This is a genomic window from Alteribacillus sp. HJP-4 (assembly GCF_042139015.1).
Classification (GTDB): domain Bacteria; phylum Bacillota; class Bacilli; order Bacillales; family Marinococcaceae; genus JBHIKY01.
Genome location: NZ_JBHIKY010000025.1, coordinates 1 through 17077 on the forward strand (window position 1 = coordinate 1; position 17077 = coordinate 17077).

At 37.8% G+C, this 17077-nt stretch carries 17 protein-coding genes; 11 read left to right on the top strand and 6 right to left on the bottom strand.

The annotated features are described in order from the left end of the window. On the top strand, positions 1-749 hold a 749-nt coding region (locus ACE4RR_RS17565), incomplete at its 5' end, for a reverse transcriptase domain-containing protein (protein WP_375536750.1). A 752-nt stretch (positions 750-1501) separates the two neighbouring features. Here the strand turns inward: ACE4RR_RS17565 and sda are convergent. From sda to ACE4RR_RS17580, 3 genes are all read right to left on the bottom strand, one after another. Further along, positions 1502-1645 carry a sporulation histidine kinase inhibitor Sda gene (gene sda / locus ACE4RR_RS17570; protein ID WP_375536751.1) on the bottom strand — a complete coding sequence of 48 codons (144 nt, stop codon included), beginning with the start codon at positions 1643-1645 and terminating at the stop codon, positions 1502-1504. Positions 1646-2309: 664 nt separating this feature from the next. Beyond that, positions 2310-2465: an FbpB family small basic protein gene (locus tag ACE4RR_RS17575; protein ID WP_375536752.1), complete on the bottom strand. Its 156-nt coding sequence runs from the start codon at positions 2463-2465 to the stop codon at positions 2310-2312. 683 nt (positions 2466-3148) lie between these two features. Continuing rightward, the gene (locus tag ACE4RR_RS17580) at positions 3149-4051 is read right to left on the bottom strand and encodes a LysR family transcriptional regulator (RefSeq protein ID WP_375536753.1); all 903 of its coding nucleotides are present in this window, start codon (positions 4049-4051) and stop codon (positions 3149-3151) included. Between the two features lie 135 nt (positions 4052-4186). Here ACE4RR_RS17580 and ACE4RR_RS17585 point away from each other — a divergent pair, with 135 nt between their 5' ends. The 5 genes from ACE4RR_RS17585 to ACE4RR_RS17605 all read left to right on the top strand — a co-directional run bounded on the left by ACE4RR_RS17585 (position 4187) and on the right by ACE4RR_RS17605 (position 10368). Further along, entirely contained in the window at positions 4187-4525 is a 339-nt protein-coding gene (locus tag ACE4RR_RS17585; RefSeq protein ID WP_375536754.1) for a VOC family protein, read from the top strand. Between the two features lie 64 nt (positions 4526-4589). Next, positions 4590-5507, top strand: coding sequence for an NADP-dependent oxidoreductase (locus ACE4RR_RS17590; RefSeq protein WP_375536755.1), 918 nt, complete (start codon positions 4590-4592; stop codon positions 5505-5507). 529 nt (positions 5508-6036) lie between these two features. Next, positions 6037-7587 (top strand): BCCT family transporter, encoded by a 1551-nt coding sequence (locus ACE4RR_RS17595; RefSeq protein ID WP_375536756.1) that lies wholly within the window; start codon positions 6037-6039, stop codon positions 7585-7587. Continuing rightward, positions 7584-8294 (top strand): TetR/AcrR family transcriptional regulator, encoded by a 711-nt coding sequence (locus ACE4RR_RS17600; RefSeq protein ID WP_375536757.1) that lies wholly within the window; start codon positions 7584-7586, stop codon positions 8292-8294. Before ACE4RR_RS17595 ends, ACE4RR_RS17600 begins: the two co-directional genes overlap by 4 nt. Positions 8295-8313: 19 nt before the next feature. Further along, positions 8314-10368, top strand: a complete 2055-nt coding sequence (locus ACE4RR_RS17605; protein ID WP_375536758.1) for a CocE/NonD family hydrolase — start codon at positions 8314-8316, stop codon at positions 10366-10368. A 708-nt stretch (positions 10369-11076) separates the two neighbouring features. Here ACE4RR_RS17605 and ACE4RR_RS17610 read toward each other — a convergent pair. Further along, positions 11077-12228 (bottom strand): tyrosine-type recombinase/integrase, encoded by a 1152-nt coding sequence (locus ACE4RR_RS17610; RefSeq protein WP_375536759.1) that lies wholly within the window; start codon positions 12226-12228, stop codon positions 11077-11079. Positions 12229-12600: 372 nt separating this feature from the next. On the opposite strand from ACE4RR_RS17610, the gene ACE4RR_RS17615 reads away from it, so the two are divergent. The 5 genes from ACE4RR_RS17615 to ACE4RR_RS17635 all read left to right on the top strand — a co-directional run bounded on the left by ACE4RR_RS17615 (position 12601) and on the right by ACE4RR_RS17635 (position 15218). Then, a complete protein-coding gene (locus ACE4RR_RS17615; protein WP_375536760.1) occupies positions 12601-13572 on the top strand; it encodes a helix-turn-helix domain-containing protein in 972 nt (323 codons plus the stop codon). 108 nt (positions 13573-13680) lie between these two features. Continuing rightward, on the top strand, positions 13681-13824 hold the full coding sequence (locus ACE4RR_RS17620) for a hypothetical protein (protein ID WP_375536761.1): 144 nt from the start codon (positions 13681-13683) through the stop codon (positions 13822-13824). Next, positions 13811-14044: a hypothetical protein gene (locus tag ACE4RR_RS17625; RefSeq protein ID WP_375536762.1), complete on the top strand. Its 234-nt coding sequence runs from the start codon at positions 13811-13813 to the stop codon at positions 14042-14044. Before ACE4RR_RS17620 ends, ACE4RR_RS17625 begins: the two co-directional genes overlap by 14 nt. Before the next feature lie 51 nt (positions 14045-14095). After that, entirely contained in the window at positions 14096-14671 is a 576-nt protein-coding gene (locus ACE4RR_RS17630) for an ImmA/IrrE family metallo-endopeptidase (protein WP_375536763.1), read from the top strand. Continuing rightward, positions 14655-15218 carry a LysE family translocator gene (locus tag ACE4RR_RS17635; RefSeq protein ID WP_375536764.1) on the top strand — a complete coding sequence of 188 codons (564 nt, stop codon included), beginning with the start codon at positions 14655-14657 and terminating at the stop codon, positions 15216-15218. The genes ACE4RR_RS17630 and ACE4RR_RS17635 overlap by 17 nt, the downstream gene beginning before the upstream one ends. Positions 15219-15293: 75 nt before the next feature. Here the strand turns inward: ACE4RR_RS17635 and ACE4RR_RS17640 are convergent, their stop codons facing one another. Together ACE4RR_RS17640 and ACE4RR_RS17645 are read right to left on the bottom strand one after the other, a co-directional pair. Then, a complete protein-coding gene (locus ACE4RR_RS17640) occupies positions 15294-15899 on the bottom strand; it encodes an SLATT domain-containing protein (RefSeq protein ID WP_375536765.1) in 606 nt (201 codons plus the stop codon). Positions 15900-15909: 10 nt separating this feature from the next. After that, positions 15910-16785: an SMODS domain-containing nucleotidyltransferase gene (locus ACE4RR_RS17645; protein WP_375536766.1), complete on the bottom strand. Its 876-nt coding sequence runs from the start codon at positions 16783-16785 to the stop codon at positions 15910-15912. Positions 16786-17077: the final 292 nt, after the last annotated feature.

Here is a 17077-nt window from a genome sequence, read left to right on the forward strand (position 1 = left end):
TCCGACTCATTCGGCGGTACCTGCAGGCAGGAGTCATGGAAAACGGTATGACAAAAGCAAATGACATGGGGACACCGCAAGGAAGTCCCTTAAGCACGCTCCTATCTAATATTGTCCTGGATGAACTGGATAAGGAACTGGAAAAGAGGGGAGTCTCCTTTGTCCGTTACGCCGACGACTGCCAGATCTATGCAGGATCGAAGAAAGCAGCCCAGAGGGTGTACCAAAACATGCTCACGTTTATCGAGAAGAAGCTGAAACTGAAAGTCAATCGAGAAAAGAGCAGAATCGACCGACCCTGGAAACGGAAATTTCTTGGATTCAGCTTCACTCCGTCTGTCCAAGGAAAATCAAGAATTCGAATACACCAGAAGTCTATCGAAAGGGCAAAAGAACGGATACGAGCGCTGACTTCCAGAAGAAAGAGTATCTCTATGAAAGTCCGCCTCGAAAAGTTGAACCTGTTCTTCACCGGATGGAAGAACTATTTCGGTCTCGCAGAGACCCCGTCTACCTTTCGCAGGCTAATGGAATGGATACGACGAAGACTCCGGATGCTCAGGTGGAAGGAATGGAAGCGACCCAAAACACGAATCAGAGAACTGACCGCTTTAGGAGTATCCAAAGCAAAAGCGCACCAGTGGGGGAACACAAGAAAAGGCTACTGGCGTATTGCCTGTAGCCCAATCCTCCACCATACGCTAAATGACCAATACTGGCGACGTATGGGATTAAAGTCGTTGATATAACCACGTGGATTTTCATGAAACCGCCGAGTACGGATCCGTACGCTCGGTGGTGTGAGAGGTCGGGGGTTAATCACCCCCTCCTACTCGATTGGAAACAAAAGGGGGGCGGAAAGGGATTATAGAAGCCAGAGAGCACTTACAGAATGGGAAAAGCGTTTTAGTTGTCAAAAGGCTGATGCCGGCGGACGACGGCACGACAGACTGATCCAAAAGAACAAACCGTCTTTTGGTCATTCTGTGCGTGTCGCTTTGGTTCTAAACGGATCGATAACCACGGTCTGTACGGCTGACGTCGACTTGCCGTGCTCGCCGAATTGATCCACTGAATCCAGAATCTAAACGATTACAAGCCGGGAGGGCTGTCATAACAATGGTTAATGAGTGCCTGAGAGAAAGAAATAGCTTTTCCATTGAAACCACTCTGTCTGGAAAAAATATTATAGCCCAAATGGAGAGAGCGAAAAAAATGGATTTGTAACACTACAATTTACTACCAGAAATATAAAAAGAAGTATTCAAATTTATTGAACTAAAACCCACAAATAAAACTGTAGACACGGCGAATCGGATTGACTACTTCATATTGAATATTTGCAAAATACATAGAAATGTTGAGAAGTGTGTAATAATACCAGAAAGTGCTAAGTTTATAGAAGGAATAAGATAAAATAGATTTATCGTTTAGGTGGAATAAAAACAACAGCTTTTATACTAGTTTGCTAATATTAAGGTCATGTAGTTCGAGTATGGTTTTAATTCACTGGTGTATAGAGACGTTCTTCTAATGCTTCTTTTAAGATATCAACAAAGTCATCACTAAGCTTTAATTCCTTAGCCTTCGTGTATGCTTCCAGTAATTCAGAAGTTGATAATTCTTCTAATACCATGTAAACCATTCCTACTCATATATTCTCACGATGCAAATTTTAACTTAAATTCGTGCTTTTAAAAATAACTATTCTATTAAAATCATATTACAGATTAGTAGGTTGATCCTTATTGGCTAAAAAATCGTTTTTTGAAAGTTGATCGCTTTTCATTTTTATCGGTTTAACGAAGTCAAGTCATCAGGAGATCATAATCTTCATATTCCCGTAACGAATTTTGATAGATGACATAAGATTGAGAAAGTTAAGAAGAAACCGAACTGGATGATTTGATGCCTAATATAGCAGGATTTCACAGTGTTTGTGAATCAATATTCCCCGAGAAAGAATTTAGGGATGACTCAAAGTCTTTCTTTTGACCTCGCAGAACACAATATTCGCGTAAAAATTAGCTGAGGGAAATATCTCCAAATATAAGAATAAAAATAATGAGTAGTCTACCCTATTTTTATCGAGTGGGAAAGTTTTGCTCTTAAGAAACAATGATTACAAGGGCTGAAACAAAAAATTTTAGTCTCGACTTTGGTGGTTAAAATCACAACCAAAAAGGTTAAAAACAGTTTACATTATTCCAAAAATAATCCCGTATCACCATAAAAGTGGTACGAGATAATTGTTTTGGTACATCCCTGTCATCTACGAAATAGAAGCAAAGCTCTCCTGTTACTAAACATTAGCTACTTTTTGAAATATTATCATTCTCTTCTTTTGATTTTCTTTCTTCGAGCCTTTTCTCTAGCTCATCCATAGCAATTGCATCGCTTATCAGTTCTTCTTTATTTTCTTTAATAAGTTCTTCTAAAGTAGAACGTTTTGGTTTTCTCATCATTCACGCCCTCCTTTTTATGTTAATCTGCGCTCTCCACTTTTCTATTGTAACGATAAACATAGTAAATATGTTGGGAAAAGTTTAAAGAATTTTTGAACAATTATGATGATTGAAACACGTATATGGAAAAAACGAATTAACTCCTCTTTTCTAAACAACCCCTTAATAATGGGGAATTCCACTCAACATTCATAATTTCAATTACCGTACTTAAAAAATTAAATAAAAATAAAAAAATATTCGTTTGCCCATGATAAGTCAGCCATAAGAAGTTTCTACACCAAGTGGTAGATTAATAAAAGGGACATCCGGTCTTTCTTCAGGAAAACGTATAATGGAATTATCACATTTAATAAAAAAAGTATAAATGAACACAGATACGTAATACTTAAACGTAACAGTTTATTTGAACCCTTCACCCGCTTCTTTTCTTTCATTCTAGGGTACTGCCGACAAAACGCGGATATTATACGATAAGACATTTTTTGGAAATAAAAACCCTGATTTTTCTACGCTAAGCAGAAGAATCAGGGTTTAATATTTTCTTCGTATTCTTTTGTGGGTATTCGGATTATCGTGTAGAAGACCTTAAAATATTTTCTTTTTAAATTAATATATAGGAACCTGACTGTTCATAATCAACAGGTTCCTATATCATTTATGCCTTAGACTGATAAAATTGCTTAAAGTGAAGGTTGATTGTTTTGTTTGCGAAATTCGCTAAAATAATGATACACAAAATCTTGAAATTTACGTGCCGCAATGGACAAGTATCGATCTTCGAGCCATGCTATTTGGTAGGTACGCTGACAAAATGGCTTATCAATATGCAAAAGGCGAAAAGGTACATTTTTATCTTCTATTAAAGTTTCTGGCAAAAAAGCAACACCAATACCGGTGCGAATGAAATGACTTATTGCAGAAAGTTCGTCAACTTCACAAACTACATTTGGAGTAAAACCTTCTTTTTTACAAAAATCATCCGTCATTGCCCGAAAAGGATTCCCATCTTTTATACTTATAAAAGCATCGTCAGATAACTCGCTCAGGTCGACACTTTTCCGGTTAGCGAATCGATGCTTGAAAGGAACAGCTAGTAATATTTCTTCAGTGAGAAAGGATTGCCCGCTTATTCCTTCTACTTCAAGTGGTGGAAAAGTAATGCAAAAATCGATATCGCCATTTCTTAGTTGTTTCACCTTTTCGTATGTTGAAGCTTGGCTGATTTGGAGTTTAATATCAGGATGCTCCGATATGAAAGAGCCTATGAGGTCAGAAAAACATTTATGAGTGGTTGTTGATAAATAAACACGCCCTCGTTCCATCCCCGCAAGATCCTCGACTTCTTTTCTCCCTTCTTCAAGTGCCGAAAGTGCAATCTCCACTTTTTTCAAAAATACCTTTCCAAACGAATTGAGTCGGATATTCCTTCCCTTACGGTCAAATAATGGTACACCCAAATCCTCTTCCAATCGGGCAATGGTTTTACTGAGAGCGGGTTGCGCAATGCGAATTTCTTGCGCCGCTTTTGTCATATGTTCTAACCTGGCAACCATTCGAAAATATTGTAGTTGCAACAGTTCCATTTTTGCTCCTCCTATTAATATACTCAAGGTTATATATTTATATAAATATATATATTTTAATTTATTTATTATTTATCATAAGATAATTATTACAAGATAACAACAGATTTTACTGGCAAGAAGGAGATGTAACCGATGAAACTAAACCACATGAATCTTACTGTCACTGACGTTAATGCTACTCGAAAGTTTTTTGAGAAATATTTTAACGTTCAGACCAAAGGTAATCATAGCGATTCATTCGCTATAATGGTCGATGAAGACGGATTTTTGCTCGCCTTAATGAAAGGTTCCAATGTCGACTACCCCAAGTCTTTTCATATAGGTTTTGAACAGGAGAGCAAAGAGCATGTAAATGAAATCAATCAACGATTAAAGGATGATGGATATAATGTAAAACCGCCAATAAGGACTCATCGTTGGACTTTCTATGTTAAAGCTCCTGGTGGATTTACTGTTGAGGTTTTCAGCTGACTAAAGAAACATCCGATAACCTTTTATAGAAATGTAAGTGGAATTTGAAAAGGAGAGATGTTATATGCGAGTAGCAGCATTTTCTAGTTATGGGCCTCCGGAAGTGTTGCGAGTAATGGAATTTGATGACCCACAAGTTGGAGCAGGTCAAGTTCGAGTTCGGGTCAAAACTGCTGGCGTCCAACCGTTTGATTGTGCTGTACGCAATAGTGGTTGGACACCACCGGGACTAAAGATCATTTTCCCACAGATTCTTGGCAACGAGTTCTCTGGAATGATCGATCATGTCGGGGAAGATGTCACAGGCTTTAATGTCGGCGATGAGGTGTTAGGCTGGGCGTTAATGACTTGTTATGCCGAATATGTAGTCGTAAGTATCGATCAAATTGTACAAAAGCCACAGGGTATGCCTTGGGAGCATGCTGGTGTTATAACAGCCTCTGGCCAAACCGCTCACACGGCATTACGTGAGCTAGATGTTGGCAAGGGGGACACCGTATTGATTCACGCTGCAGCTGGTGGAGTTGGTACCTTCGCAGTACAACTGGCACAAGCATGGGGAGCAGCAACAGTCATCGGCACCGCCAGCGAACGCAATCACGATTACCTTCGTTCACTAGGTGCAATCCCTGTTACCTATGGAGAAGGACTTGTCGACAGAGTACGTTCACTCTCCCCGAAAGGTGTAGACGTTGCCTTTGATGCCGCTGGGGGTGACGCTTTGGAAGCTTCAGTGAAGCTTGTCGAAAACAAGAAGCGTATTGGCACAATTGTTGCGTTCGATCTTGTAGAGGAACTTGGTGTTCGCCCTATACGAAGCGAACGTTCAACTGATCGGCTTTCTGAACTCGTTAACCTTTACATTCAAGGGAAGATAAACATACACATTAGAAATACATTCCCACTTGATGACGTTGTAAAGGCACATCGAGAAGTCGAAACTGGTCACGGTTACGGAAAAATTGTACTGACAATCGACTAGATATGTTGTTAAACCGTATTTTTAGAGACTGATAACTGGAGGCTGTCCCCAAAAATTTACTTTTGGTGACAACCTCTTTTTCATTTCTCTTTAATCCTTAACAACTAAAGGTAAGGCGGATTAATACAACTATCATGAAAGGAAAAAAATAAATGATAACCAATATGCTCAACCTGCCAAACTTTATTATTCTTGATATGACAGAGAGTGAGAGTGATTACCGATTCTTAGTAGAGACAAGTCCTACACCACCCTCACACTGTCACTTTAGCTATTTTCGATTGCTTTTCGTAATACAAAAGTTAAAAATATCATATATTTGCTAGCCTCACATTCGTTCGCAGAGCGTTTGAGAGGCTTTTTTGTTGTTACTTAACTCAAGCTCAAGAGGTTGTTGGGCTTACCCATAAGAACCATAGGTTGTTTCTACTACCTTTGACAAAATAGCTTAAGATGTTATTATGAACATGTTCATAATATGAACGTATTCATATTGGTAGAATATTAAATTTTTTATAGGGGGAAGAGAATGCAAAAAAATAAGGTTGATCATTCCATTTTTTGGCCATCGATCACTTTAATTGTTGTAGCAACGGTTTTGTTAGTGGTCTTCCGGGGTACGGCAGGTCCAGTTATATCAAACATGATGACAGGGATTACATTCCGTTTAGACTGGGCATTTGAGTTTTTGACAATTGGACTTTTCGTTATTCTTCTTTGGTTGATATTTGGGAGATGTGGAAAAATTAAACTGGGTAATGCAGAGGACCGGCCTGAATTTTCTCGTTTTAGCTGGGGAGGAATGCTTTTTTGTGCCAGTATGGGAACTAGTATCATGTTCTGGTCTATTGTTGAACCTTTGTATTATTACACGGGACCACCTTTTGGAATAGAAGGTAAAAGTACAGAGAGTGCTGAATTCGCAGTTAGTTATGGATTATTTCATTGGGGAATTTCTGCTTGGGCCCTTTACGCACTTCCAGCAGTTGTTATGGCCTATAGTTTCTTTGTAAGGAAGAATCACTCATTGAAAATAAGTGCAGCATGTCGAGGAGTATTGGGTAAACATGCGGATGGATTCCTGGGGAAAGCGATTGATGTTCTAGTCATATGGAGTATGATTGGGGGACTCGGGACATCATTGGGACTTGGTGTGCCAATGGTGGCAGCCGTGCTTGGTAACCTGTTGGGAATTGAGCCTTCTTTATGGCTGAATATTGTCATTATTATTATTTGGACGTTTATTTTCAGCTCCAGTGCTTATTTAGGATTATACAAAGGAATTAGAAAGTTAAGTGATTGGAATGTATATATGGCACTAGGCATTGCTTTGTTCGTCATTATTGTAGGCCCCACCCTTTTTATCTTATCTTATTTTACCAACAGTTTTGGTCTGATGCTTGATAACTTTATGAAAATGAGCTTATATACGGACCCAATCAATAAAGGTGGATTTCCGCAAGCTTGGACCGTTTTCTATTGGGCCTGGTTTGCAGCTACAGCCCCTTTCATTGGTATTTTCGTTGCCCGTATCTCAAAAGGAAGAAGCTTGAGGGAATTGGTTTCTAATGTTCTTTTATGGGGATCCGCAGGCAGTTGGCTGTACTTTGGAGTGTTCGGCGGGTATGCGATGGATCTTGAATTAAACACTCCATTGGATCTAACTAAGATATTAACTGAACAAGGAGGACCTGCAGTAATAGTGGAAGTATTAAATTCGCTGCCATTATCTATTGTTGTTTCAATCTTCTTTGTTATATTAGGGTTCATATTTTTAGCAACCTCCCTGGATTCAGCAAGCTACGTGATCGCTAGTGTGGCGACGAAAGAATTGCACGATCAGGATGAACCAGCTCGCTGGCACCGTCTCCTATGGGGGGTATTACTTTCTGCACTAGCTATTAGCTTGACCATAGTAGGGGGGCTGGATGTGGTTCAAACCTCTTCAGTCTTAGTTTCCGTACCAGTACTGATCATGTACGCTTTAATGACCATGTCTTTAGTCAAATGGTTGAAGGAAGATGAAAGTATTCATATTTATATAAATACAAAAACTGTACAAAAGGAAGTGAATAAATGACAGCTGGACGTAAAGGGGTTCAAAGAGCTCGGATGTGGAAGTATTTTCTAGATGCTGCTACTCAAACGATTGAAGAAGAAGGGATTGATCAAGTAACGATACGAAAAATTGCGGCACGTGCTGGTTTTACTAGTTCTACGGCCTACAATTACTTTAAAGATTTGTCCCATCTGAAATTTTTTGCTGCCATGAGGTTCACAAAAGATTATACAGATGAACTGCCCTCGTATATGGAAAAAGGTACAAACACTATTGAGAAATGGTTATATTCTTGGGAGTGTTTTTGTAAGCACTCTTTTAAAGAACCTCGAATCTACTCGGTTATTTTTATGGATGATCTAGGTTATTCACCGGAAGATTTATTAGATGATTATTACAAAATTTATGAGAGTGAGTTAATTGGACTGCCTTTAGAAATCAAATCGATCATTATGAAGCATAACTTTTCTAAGAGGAGTGCTCTGTTCATTCAACAAGCTGTAGAGGAAGGGTATCTAAATCAAGAGGATGTTGATTTGATTTCTGATCTTACTTTGATGGTCTGGAAAGGGATGATGAATACCTATTTAAATAATAGGTCTAACTCATCAAAAGAAGAAGCGGCCAAACAAACGATCTACTTTTTATCTAAAAATATAATGAGATTTGTTACGCCAGAGTATAAAGAAAAAATTAACTATGTCATACCTGACGACTTCAGTTCATGATCATAAGGGAGAGAGAAAAATGGTCTTTAACATAAAAGATTCTCAAAAACGTACGGTAAAAACTGATTTTCCAAGAGAAGTAAAAAAAGAGCAGCACGTGAAAATTCCTATGTCCGATGGTAGTTATTTAGCAGCAACAATTTGGATCCCTAAAGATGCACAAACGAATCCGGTCCCAGCAATCTTGGAATATATTCCATATCGAAAAAATGATTTTACAGCAATCCGAGATTCTGTCCGTCATCCTTATTTCGCAGGACATGGGTATGCGAGCATAAGGGTGGATATCCGTGGATCTGGCGATTCTGATGGGGTATTGAAGGATGAATACCTTAAACAAGAACAAGACGATGCGCTTGAGGTGCTGGATTGGATAACTGATCAGCCATGGTCCACCGGTTCTATTGGGATGATCGGGAAATCCTGGGGAGGATTTAACAGCTTACAAGTGGCCGCAAGACAGCATCCATCCTTAAAAGCCATAATTACTTTATGTTCGACAGACGATCGTTATGCGGATGACGTCCATTATAGAGGAGGCAATGTCTTAGCTTCAGATATGCTTTGGTGGGCTTCAACTATGTTCGTTTATAATGCACGCCCTCAAGATCCGGAAGTAGTGGGAGAAAGCTGGAGGGGAAATTGGTTAGACAGACTGGAGAATACACCTCCTTTTGTGGAGGAATGGATGCGCCATCAGCGAAGAGACGATTACTGGAAGCATGGATCGGTGTGTGAAAATTATAATGATATTCAAATCCCTGTATTTGCGGTCAGTGGATGGCAGGATGGATATACAGACGCCGTGCTCCGTCTGTTGAAGAACCTTCCATATGATAGTAAAGGATTGATTGGTCCATGGGCCCATGAGTATCCAGAAGTAGCAACGCCCGAACCCGCCATCGGATTCTTACAGGAGTGCTTGCGCTGGTGGAATCAGTGGTTAAAAGGCGAGGATACAGGAATCATGGAGGAGCCTAAATTGATCTCGTGGATTCAAAACAGCGAGAAGCCTGCCGTCAGCTATAAGGAAAGACCAGGAAAATGGGTGGCGGATGACGCTTGGCCTTCTGAAAATGTTGCTCCGAAGAAATTATGGATCAGTGATGGGAAGTTGAAAGTGACGGATAAAATCGGGGAAGGTTCATATATTATTCCTAGCGTGCAAGAGCACGGATTTTATGCAGGTGTCTTTTGTCCATTTGGTCAGTCTGGAGACCTCCCAGCAGATCAACGGTTAGAAAATGGCAAGTCTGTTGTTTTTACGAGCGAGCCTTTTCAAGCGACTACAGACCTGCTTGGCCACCCTGTGTTTAACGCAGAATTGAGCTCTGATAAAGAAAACGCCTTAGTAGCAGTTAGGCTATGTGATAAAGCACCAACGGGAGAATCGACGCTGATCAGCTGGGGAATGCTGAACCTTAACCATAAACATTCTCATGAGTATCCGGAAAAACTGGAACCAGGGAAAAAGTTCAAAGTATCAATAAAATTAGATGCACTAGGCCAGCAAATTCCAGAAGGTCATCGTTTGGAGGTGGCTATATCTCCAACCTATTGGCCACAAGCATGGCCATCACCTGAACCTGTACAGCTTACGTTACATGAATCAAGTGATACCTATTTAAGTCTGCCAGTACGTAAATTTACGGAAGATAAGGATTTCACTACCTTTTTTGAGAATCCAGAAACTGCAGTAGTTATGGATCGCGAAATCATTAGAGAAGAAGATAGAACAAGAGAAGTGATCCATAATCCAATTGATCGCGTTTGGAAATTGGAAGATTTCTCTGATGAAGGAATGCGTCGTCTACCTGAGAATGGATTAGAATATGGAAGTAAGAATAAAAATACCTTCATGATTAAAGAGGGAGACCCTTTGTCTGCTACAGTTCAGTGTGAATGGGAATTACATGTAGGAAGGGGAGAGTGGCAAACGAAGCTTGAAGCTTTTTGCAAAATGACCTCTGATTCAACTAAGTTTTACTTGGTTAATAAGATGAATGCATATGAAGGAAACAATCGTGTTTTTTCTAAAACTTGGGAGGAAGAAATAGAACGCGACTATGTGTAATGATGTTGATAGAAGTTGTAAGGGATGCCTGTTTTAAAACAGGCATCCCTACATGTGTATAAACAATATTGATACGATAGAAAAAGCAGGAAACCCGATAAGCATGGCTGAAGAAAAAACAAACATTACGAAAAGTAACTTATATAAGTACATGAATACTCTACTAAACACTGGTTTTGTCCAAAAAAGCTGGGTCTGTGGATTACCAGTTGGGTAGTCGATTGGTTAAATACGGGATGTCATCTTTAGGGAAACAAGGTAAGTAGAAATGGTTAGACCTTATTAAAAAACAATCAGTGAGTCCAGCCAAAGTTCTCAGTTGAGACAAACCAGGCATCCGTCGTGGCGAAAATTTGAAACTCTACAGATACATTGAAATTAGGGCGAGTATTGGTACGGTTTTACCACCAAACTTATCCACTGGTAATATTTAAAATACTTTTTCTGTTAAATATGGAGAAATTGATACCGGTGAGAAAAGTGAGATTAATGAAAATAACATTGCATTTGCTAGTGAACCAATTGTTGAATCCATTTCGTCTGTTTCAGGTGACATACATTTTGACATACTTCCATTCATTTTTCGTTATATCTTAATAGACTAAGTGATTATTCGAACCATATGAAAGTGTTTATCTCCCGATGTTTCGACCTCTATAATCCTTTATATAACATACCGAAACCATGGGCGGCATGATGTAACAACGCTTAGAATGTTTCCGCTGACCAATGTAGACCCGCATCTTTCTTTTTAGAAATTGTTTCTGCAACATACCCCTCTGTTGTCACCTTTGATTGATGGCCCACTGTTTTTTGAACTTGTTCAATCGGTAGTCCTAGGGTTAAAACAGAGTAATTCACAAAGAAATGGCGGAAGAAATGGGGGGTAACTGGCCCTTTAACCTTCAGCCATGAAAACCCTGTTTCCTGTATAATCCTCGTTACATACTGACTTAGATATTTAAACCCGTACGCTTTCCCCTTATTCGTAGTAAACAAAGGGCAAAGATCCTCAGCGTTTACATCTACGGAAAGACCTCTTCTTTTTCTAAAGCGTTGAATACTTTCCAAGGTTGAGGGCAAAATTACGGCATGTCTCTTCACATCATTTTTTCCTATTACCTTTAAGAAGTAGGTGCCTCCGTTAATGGAAGGATCATAATACAAATCTCCCCACTTTGCTTTCGCTACCTCTTGTACTCTCAGGCCAGTAGTCGCTAGCAACAATAAAATCGCATGGTTAATCGGGTGATCTTTGTAGTAGTCCATCAAAGATTTTACTTCCTCATAGGTTAGTTCCCGCTTTGGTTTATCTTTTTTTCGTACGGTGCTCTTTTTAAACGCCACTTGTAACGGAAACTCCACGATTTCTTCCTCATATAAAAACTCTAAAAAGCTTCTAACCACGGTAATTTTTCTCGCACGAGTTGCCACCGCGTACCCTTGTTTTCTATGCATAAATTCCCCATCCTTTAACCACTCTTGGTAAGCTCTGACGTGTTTCTTCCTTATATAAGGGAACAAAGTAGAAGAGACTTCTTCATTCTGCAGCTGCACTTGAAGGAATGTATAAAACTGGAGAAGATCTCGGAGGTATTCTTTTTTGGTTTGGCTTTTCCGGTTTTTGGCTTCATCGTCATGCGTTTCTCGATGGACATAGAAATACAGCACCTCTAGATCAGATAACGAAGAAAAAGTAGGCAGCATCGCATCTTCGTTTTCTTCCATTTTGGAATAAACTGATGGAAGGTAGGTAGCATTACTCAGCTGTGCAAGCAACTGATTTTTATGAGATAAAAGAACGTCTTTTTCATTTGTATGTATGGAAGCATGATCCATTAATGTATAAGAAAAAGGCATATCAGAAAACCACCTCTATTATTTTAAAGTTAGGTAATAACTTTATTTAGAAACATGTTTTCTATAATTATTATTTTACTTGATGTTTAGTTAAATGCCAATTCTTTCTCTACACGAATAAGAACTTATTTTTCATGTATGAAGGTAATAATAAAAATAATAACTTTAATATGATTTAATTTACAATAAAACATGTAGATATGTTTTGTAATTAAGTAACATATAAATTCTATTAAATGATAGATTACTATAAAAGCTTTATGTATAATAATGAACATAGATATTAGTGGTATGATAATACCTTTTATAAATTTGTTAAGTTGCTAAGTTTATATTATCTGTTTGAACAAACGATAAAGCGAGGGAGAGAGAATGGATAAATCTTATTATGTATCGAAAGATTTAGCGAAATTGTTAGAGGTATCTGAAGCGACCATTTATAAGTACATAAAAGATGGAAAAGTAATTCCTTATAATAAAGAGACATGGAATATTGATGGAGAATATCGTTTTTCTGAAGAAGAGGCCTTAAAGGGACTGGAAGCGCAAGAAGAAAAGCCGGGAATGACCACCAAAGATATAGCAGAACAATTAGGAATTACAGCATATACGGTAAGTCGTCATATTAAAAGCGGGAAGTTACCAGCAGAAAAGATAATGTATAAAGGATTAGAGCGATACTTTGTGACAGAAGAAGATTTTCACACCTATGCTTCTTCGATTCAAGAGACGAAACAAGAAAAAGTGTATAACAAAGACTTAGAATTTTATTTGTTTGAACCCTTGTATAATCATCAAGGAGAACTCGTGGCAAGAGTATTAAATGCAGAAGAGCCTGTCATTCAAAGTAAAAGTGGAAAAGAGCTTTCGGTAGAGGAGGCCCTTCCATTACAGCGTTCTGATGAGAAAATAAACGTAATGAAGGGGAAAATCGTCCGAAAACCCGGGTATGCGGTGTTTTCTTTTCCAAAAAGTGATAATATCTTTTCTTCTACATATCAATTTATGCATTACCTTATTTCCCATGTCCATATAAACAATGTGATTGTTAAACAAGAAGATTCGATGATTACTTTTATGGTACGAAGCTTTGATGTTCCTTTCCCTGAGGAAGAATCCATTCAAATCGAAGAGATGATGAAATACTTAGTGAAGGGAACTTGGATACAGCGACCTAATTCTTTTTATATAGATAGTGAAACAGAAGTCGTACAAGCTAATATACATTCTGATACAAAAGGAAAGTTAAAAAGAGAAGCTATAGCAGAAGGACTGAGTATGAATGATTATGTGGGAAAGCTATTAAACCATCTATATGAAGATAAGTCTAATAGAAATTCTTAACGCTTATTCAAACGTTTGTTTGACATTTGGCATGAAGCAAACATGATCCACTTCCTTTGATATAAAGAATTTCGTATGCTTACTACCTTATTTGCCTAGAGTTAAATATTGGTAATAGTTGGTGGATTAGATATTCCGTTCATTGAGAAAACAAAGGAACTTATATTAAATACTGAACCAAATTACGATGAGGAAGAAATGGAAGAACTCATGAACACCAGTGAGGGAGCTGGGGATCATGAAAAAGTCTAAACAATCGTATAAAAAGAAATCATCAGAAAAGGTTAAAGAAGAGATCAATCGACTTACAGAGGGGATGAAAAAAAGGATTTCAAACCATTTCCATTCTCCTGAACAAAGGAAAGACTATCTAGACTTTATGGGGAAGTTCCATCGGTATTCTCCATGTAATACAGCACTCATTGATTCACAGTTTCCGGGAGCTGAGGCAGTAGGTTCCTACGCCTTCTAGAAAGACAAAGGGTTCTCCGTAAACAAAGGAGAGAAAAGTCTAAAGGTTCTTGTGCCTAACCGATTAGGACAACAGTTTAAAGATGAAGAGGGCGAATGGAAACCTTTGAAATATGCGACGAAAACAGAAAAGCAGCAAGTAAAAGACGGCCAACTCGATAAAAGAGATGGTCGTCTTGTTTATTCAACTGGAAGTGTTTTCGATGTTTCGCAGACAACAGCCACTCAAAAAGATCTGCCTCAAATCTTTCCTAACAAATGGATCGATGGGAAGGTTCAAAATTACAGTCAGATTCGACAAGGGATGGAAGCAATAGCTGATAACAATAACATTAAAATTGTAGAGCCTTATGAAGAGTTAGGAGCAGCTAAAGGCGTAAGTTACACAGGAAGAGGTGAAGTCGCTCTTAATCCGCGTAACTCTGAGCGACAAGTTACAAAAACTCTGTTACATGAACTAACCCATGCCAAACTTCATACAGAAGAAAACGTTAATGACTATACCAAGCCGGAGAAAGAGTTTCAGGCGGAAATGACTGCTTATACCGTTGCTTCTTATTTCAACATCGATACCAGCATCATTCGGATTATTAATTTCACCAGGTGCAGATATGATCTTATTAACTAATAACACCATCAATAAGGGAAAAGGAATAGGGATTATTACAGCTATCGGAACACTAAGTGGCGCTTTTGTTCATATTCTTTTGGTTATTGTAGGAGTATCGACTATCATTGCAACATCTCCTATTCTTTATAACGGTTTGAAATGGGGAGGGGCATTATACTTAATTTACGTGGGAATAACCACTTTAATAAGCTCTATGGGTAAATCTGACCCTACTGTAGATAATCATATCCATCATACTGGCCCAAGCAAAAAGACTTCGATATATGGACAAGCATTTCTGATTAATGTATTGAATCCTAAAGTCATTATATTCTTTATGAGCTTTTTTCCACAATTCATTACTAAAAAAGCTCATTATACTCTAGAGTTAATTCAATTAGGTACTGTTTTTTTATTGATCGGTTTCTTATGGATGACGATTTACACTGTTCTAATTTCTACCATTCGTCCACTCATTCAGACACCTTTCATTCAAAAGATTATTAATGGTACAACAGGCTCTTTGTTCATTATAATTGCTCTATTTTTATTAGTATCTACATAAAATCCTAAAAGTAAGGGGCGAATATTTATTGGAATATCGCCCCAGATTGTGTAATAAAGTACTCTTAAATAATTCCTACTTATATACGGTGAAAAGAATAACACCAATAATAATTAATAAAAAATATAGGAAGAAACTTTCCCAATGCCAAAACGGAAACTTATCTCTAGTTTTGAGATGTAACTCATCAACTATCCACTTTGATTGCATCACGTAAAAAAAGCCAAAATGAGTGATGAGGTGGGTGGCAATTGCCTGTTTCGAAAGTGAAATATGATAAAACTCATTCTCAATTTCTTTCAGACGTGTCTTGTAAGCTTGCATTTCTGATTGATCATTGGATTCCTTCACTTCATTATACATGCTTCGTAATTCATTGAATAAAGATAGAAGTTTTTTGCCATTAACTTCATAGATATCTTTGTTGTCACCGTGGAAATCTAAAACTAATCCTATAATACCGATGATAATCAATAATGCAGAAAATAAATCACCAATATCATTTTGGACGTACACTTTGTATAAATTCGTTAGTTGTATGATACCAATACAGATAGTTGCACAACTAATAAACCTTGGAAAGATCCGGTACAAGTCATATGTCATAAAATGTTTTTTTGCCCCAAATCCAACGTTATACCCCGACTCAGCTATGTTTCTGAGTAATGTTTCTTTTTTCATTTATAACTCCTTAACGCGGGTAATATGAACCAAAAATTTTTCTCCAAGTTTGATATGCAATAATTGGATACTTTTCATCATCGCTAATAGCTTCTAACGCGTTTGAGTATCCTCTTTTTGCCTTATTTTCAAATTTTCCAGTTCGATAAACCTTTACATTACTTCCCTTAGCCCGCCAATAGGTCTGGTTCGGATCTCTCTCTGATAAATACTTCAAAAAGTCTCTAGTCATCCAATCATAATACGTATAACCTTTATCTTTATATGAATAACCATCTAAAAAATTCATAACAAGTGTTTCAAGCAGCATTCCTGATATAGGAACACTATTTGTTTTTCTCCATGCTTTCATGATTCGAACCAACTTTTTTACGTTTTTATTATACTTATTGTTCAATTCATTAATGGCTTCTACCTCTGCAACAGGGTATGTTTTTCTCCATGTCCCCCCATTATTTGAATCAGGATATGTATAACTTGTTCCATCTTTATTAATAAAAGCTGGAACAACTTCAAATCTCATGGTGTCACTAAACTGCACAACGACAACTTGTCCATCCCCACCGACGTCAGTAGCTGAATAAGTTTTACTGATTGATTTTTTAACCTCTTGTAATAGTGCAGACTGCCCATTCCCAAGGTATTTATTGTATCTGTCGTATATTGAATCAGGTAATTGCATCAATAAATCAACATCACTAAACCCTCTTATCGCCGTTCCTCTCCCATAAGAACCTACATACCTCGAATGAGATGTGGATGACTCAGTGTCCCAATACTCTATGTTTAACCTTTTGGTTATTTTCCCACATCGCTCAGTTACAGTTGAATGGTTGAGTGTTCGTGTATTTTGAACCAGCTTTGAAAAATTATCGTATGTACCCACTTTATCCCCCATAGAAATATTTTCTAATTTAAATAAAAAAATCCCACCAAATCAACATAAATATCTTAAACTATGTATTATCGAAATAATATTACTTTCATGTTTTATTTTACATTTATTGTATTAATAAGTCACCACAAGGTAATTATCTCGAAACTGAGTCTTCCACAATCCTGCCCTTTACTTGAAGACTCAGTTTCGAGATAAACGCCCAAACATTGAATAAAAATACACGTTAATGCACTTAATAACGCCTTTATTTATACACCTTGTCTAATAAACATGTTGCCAA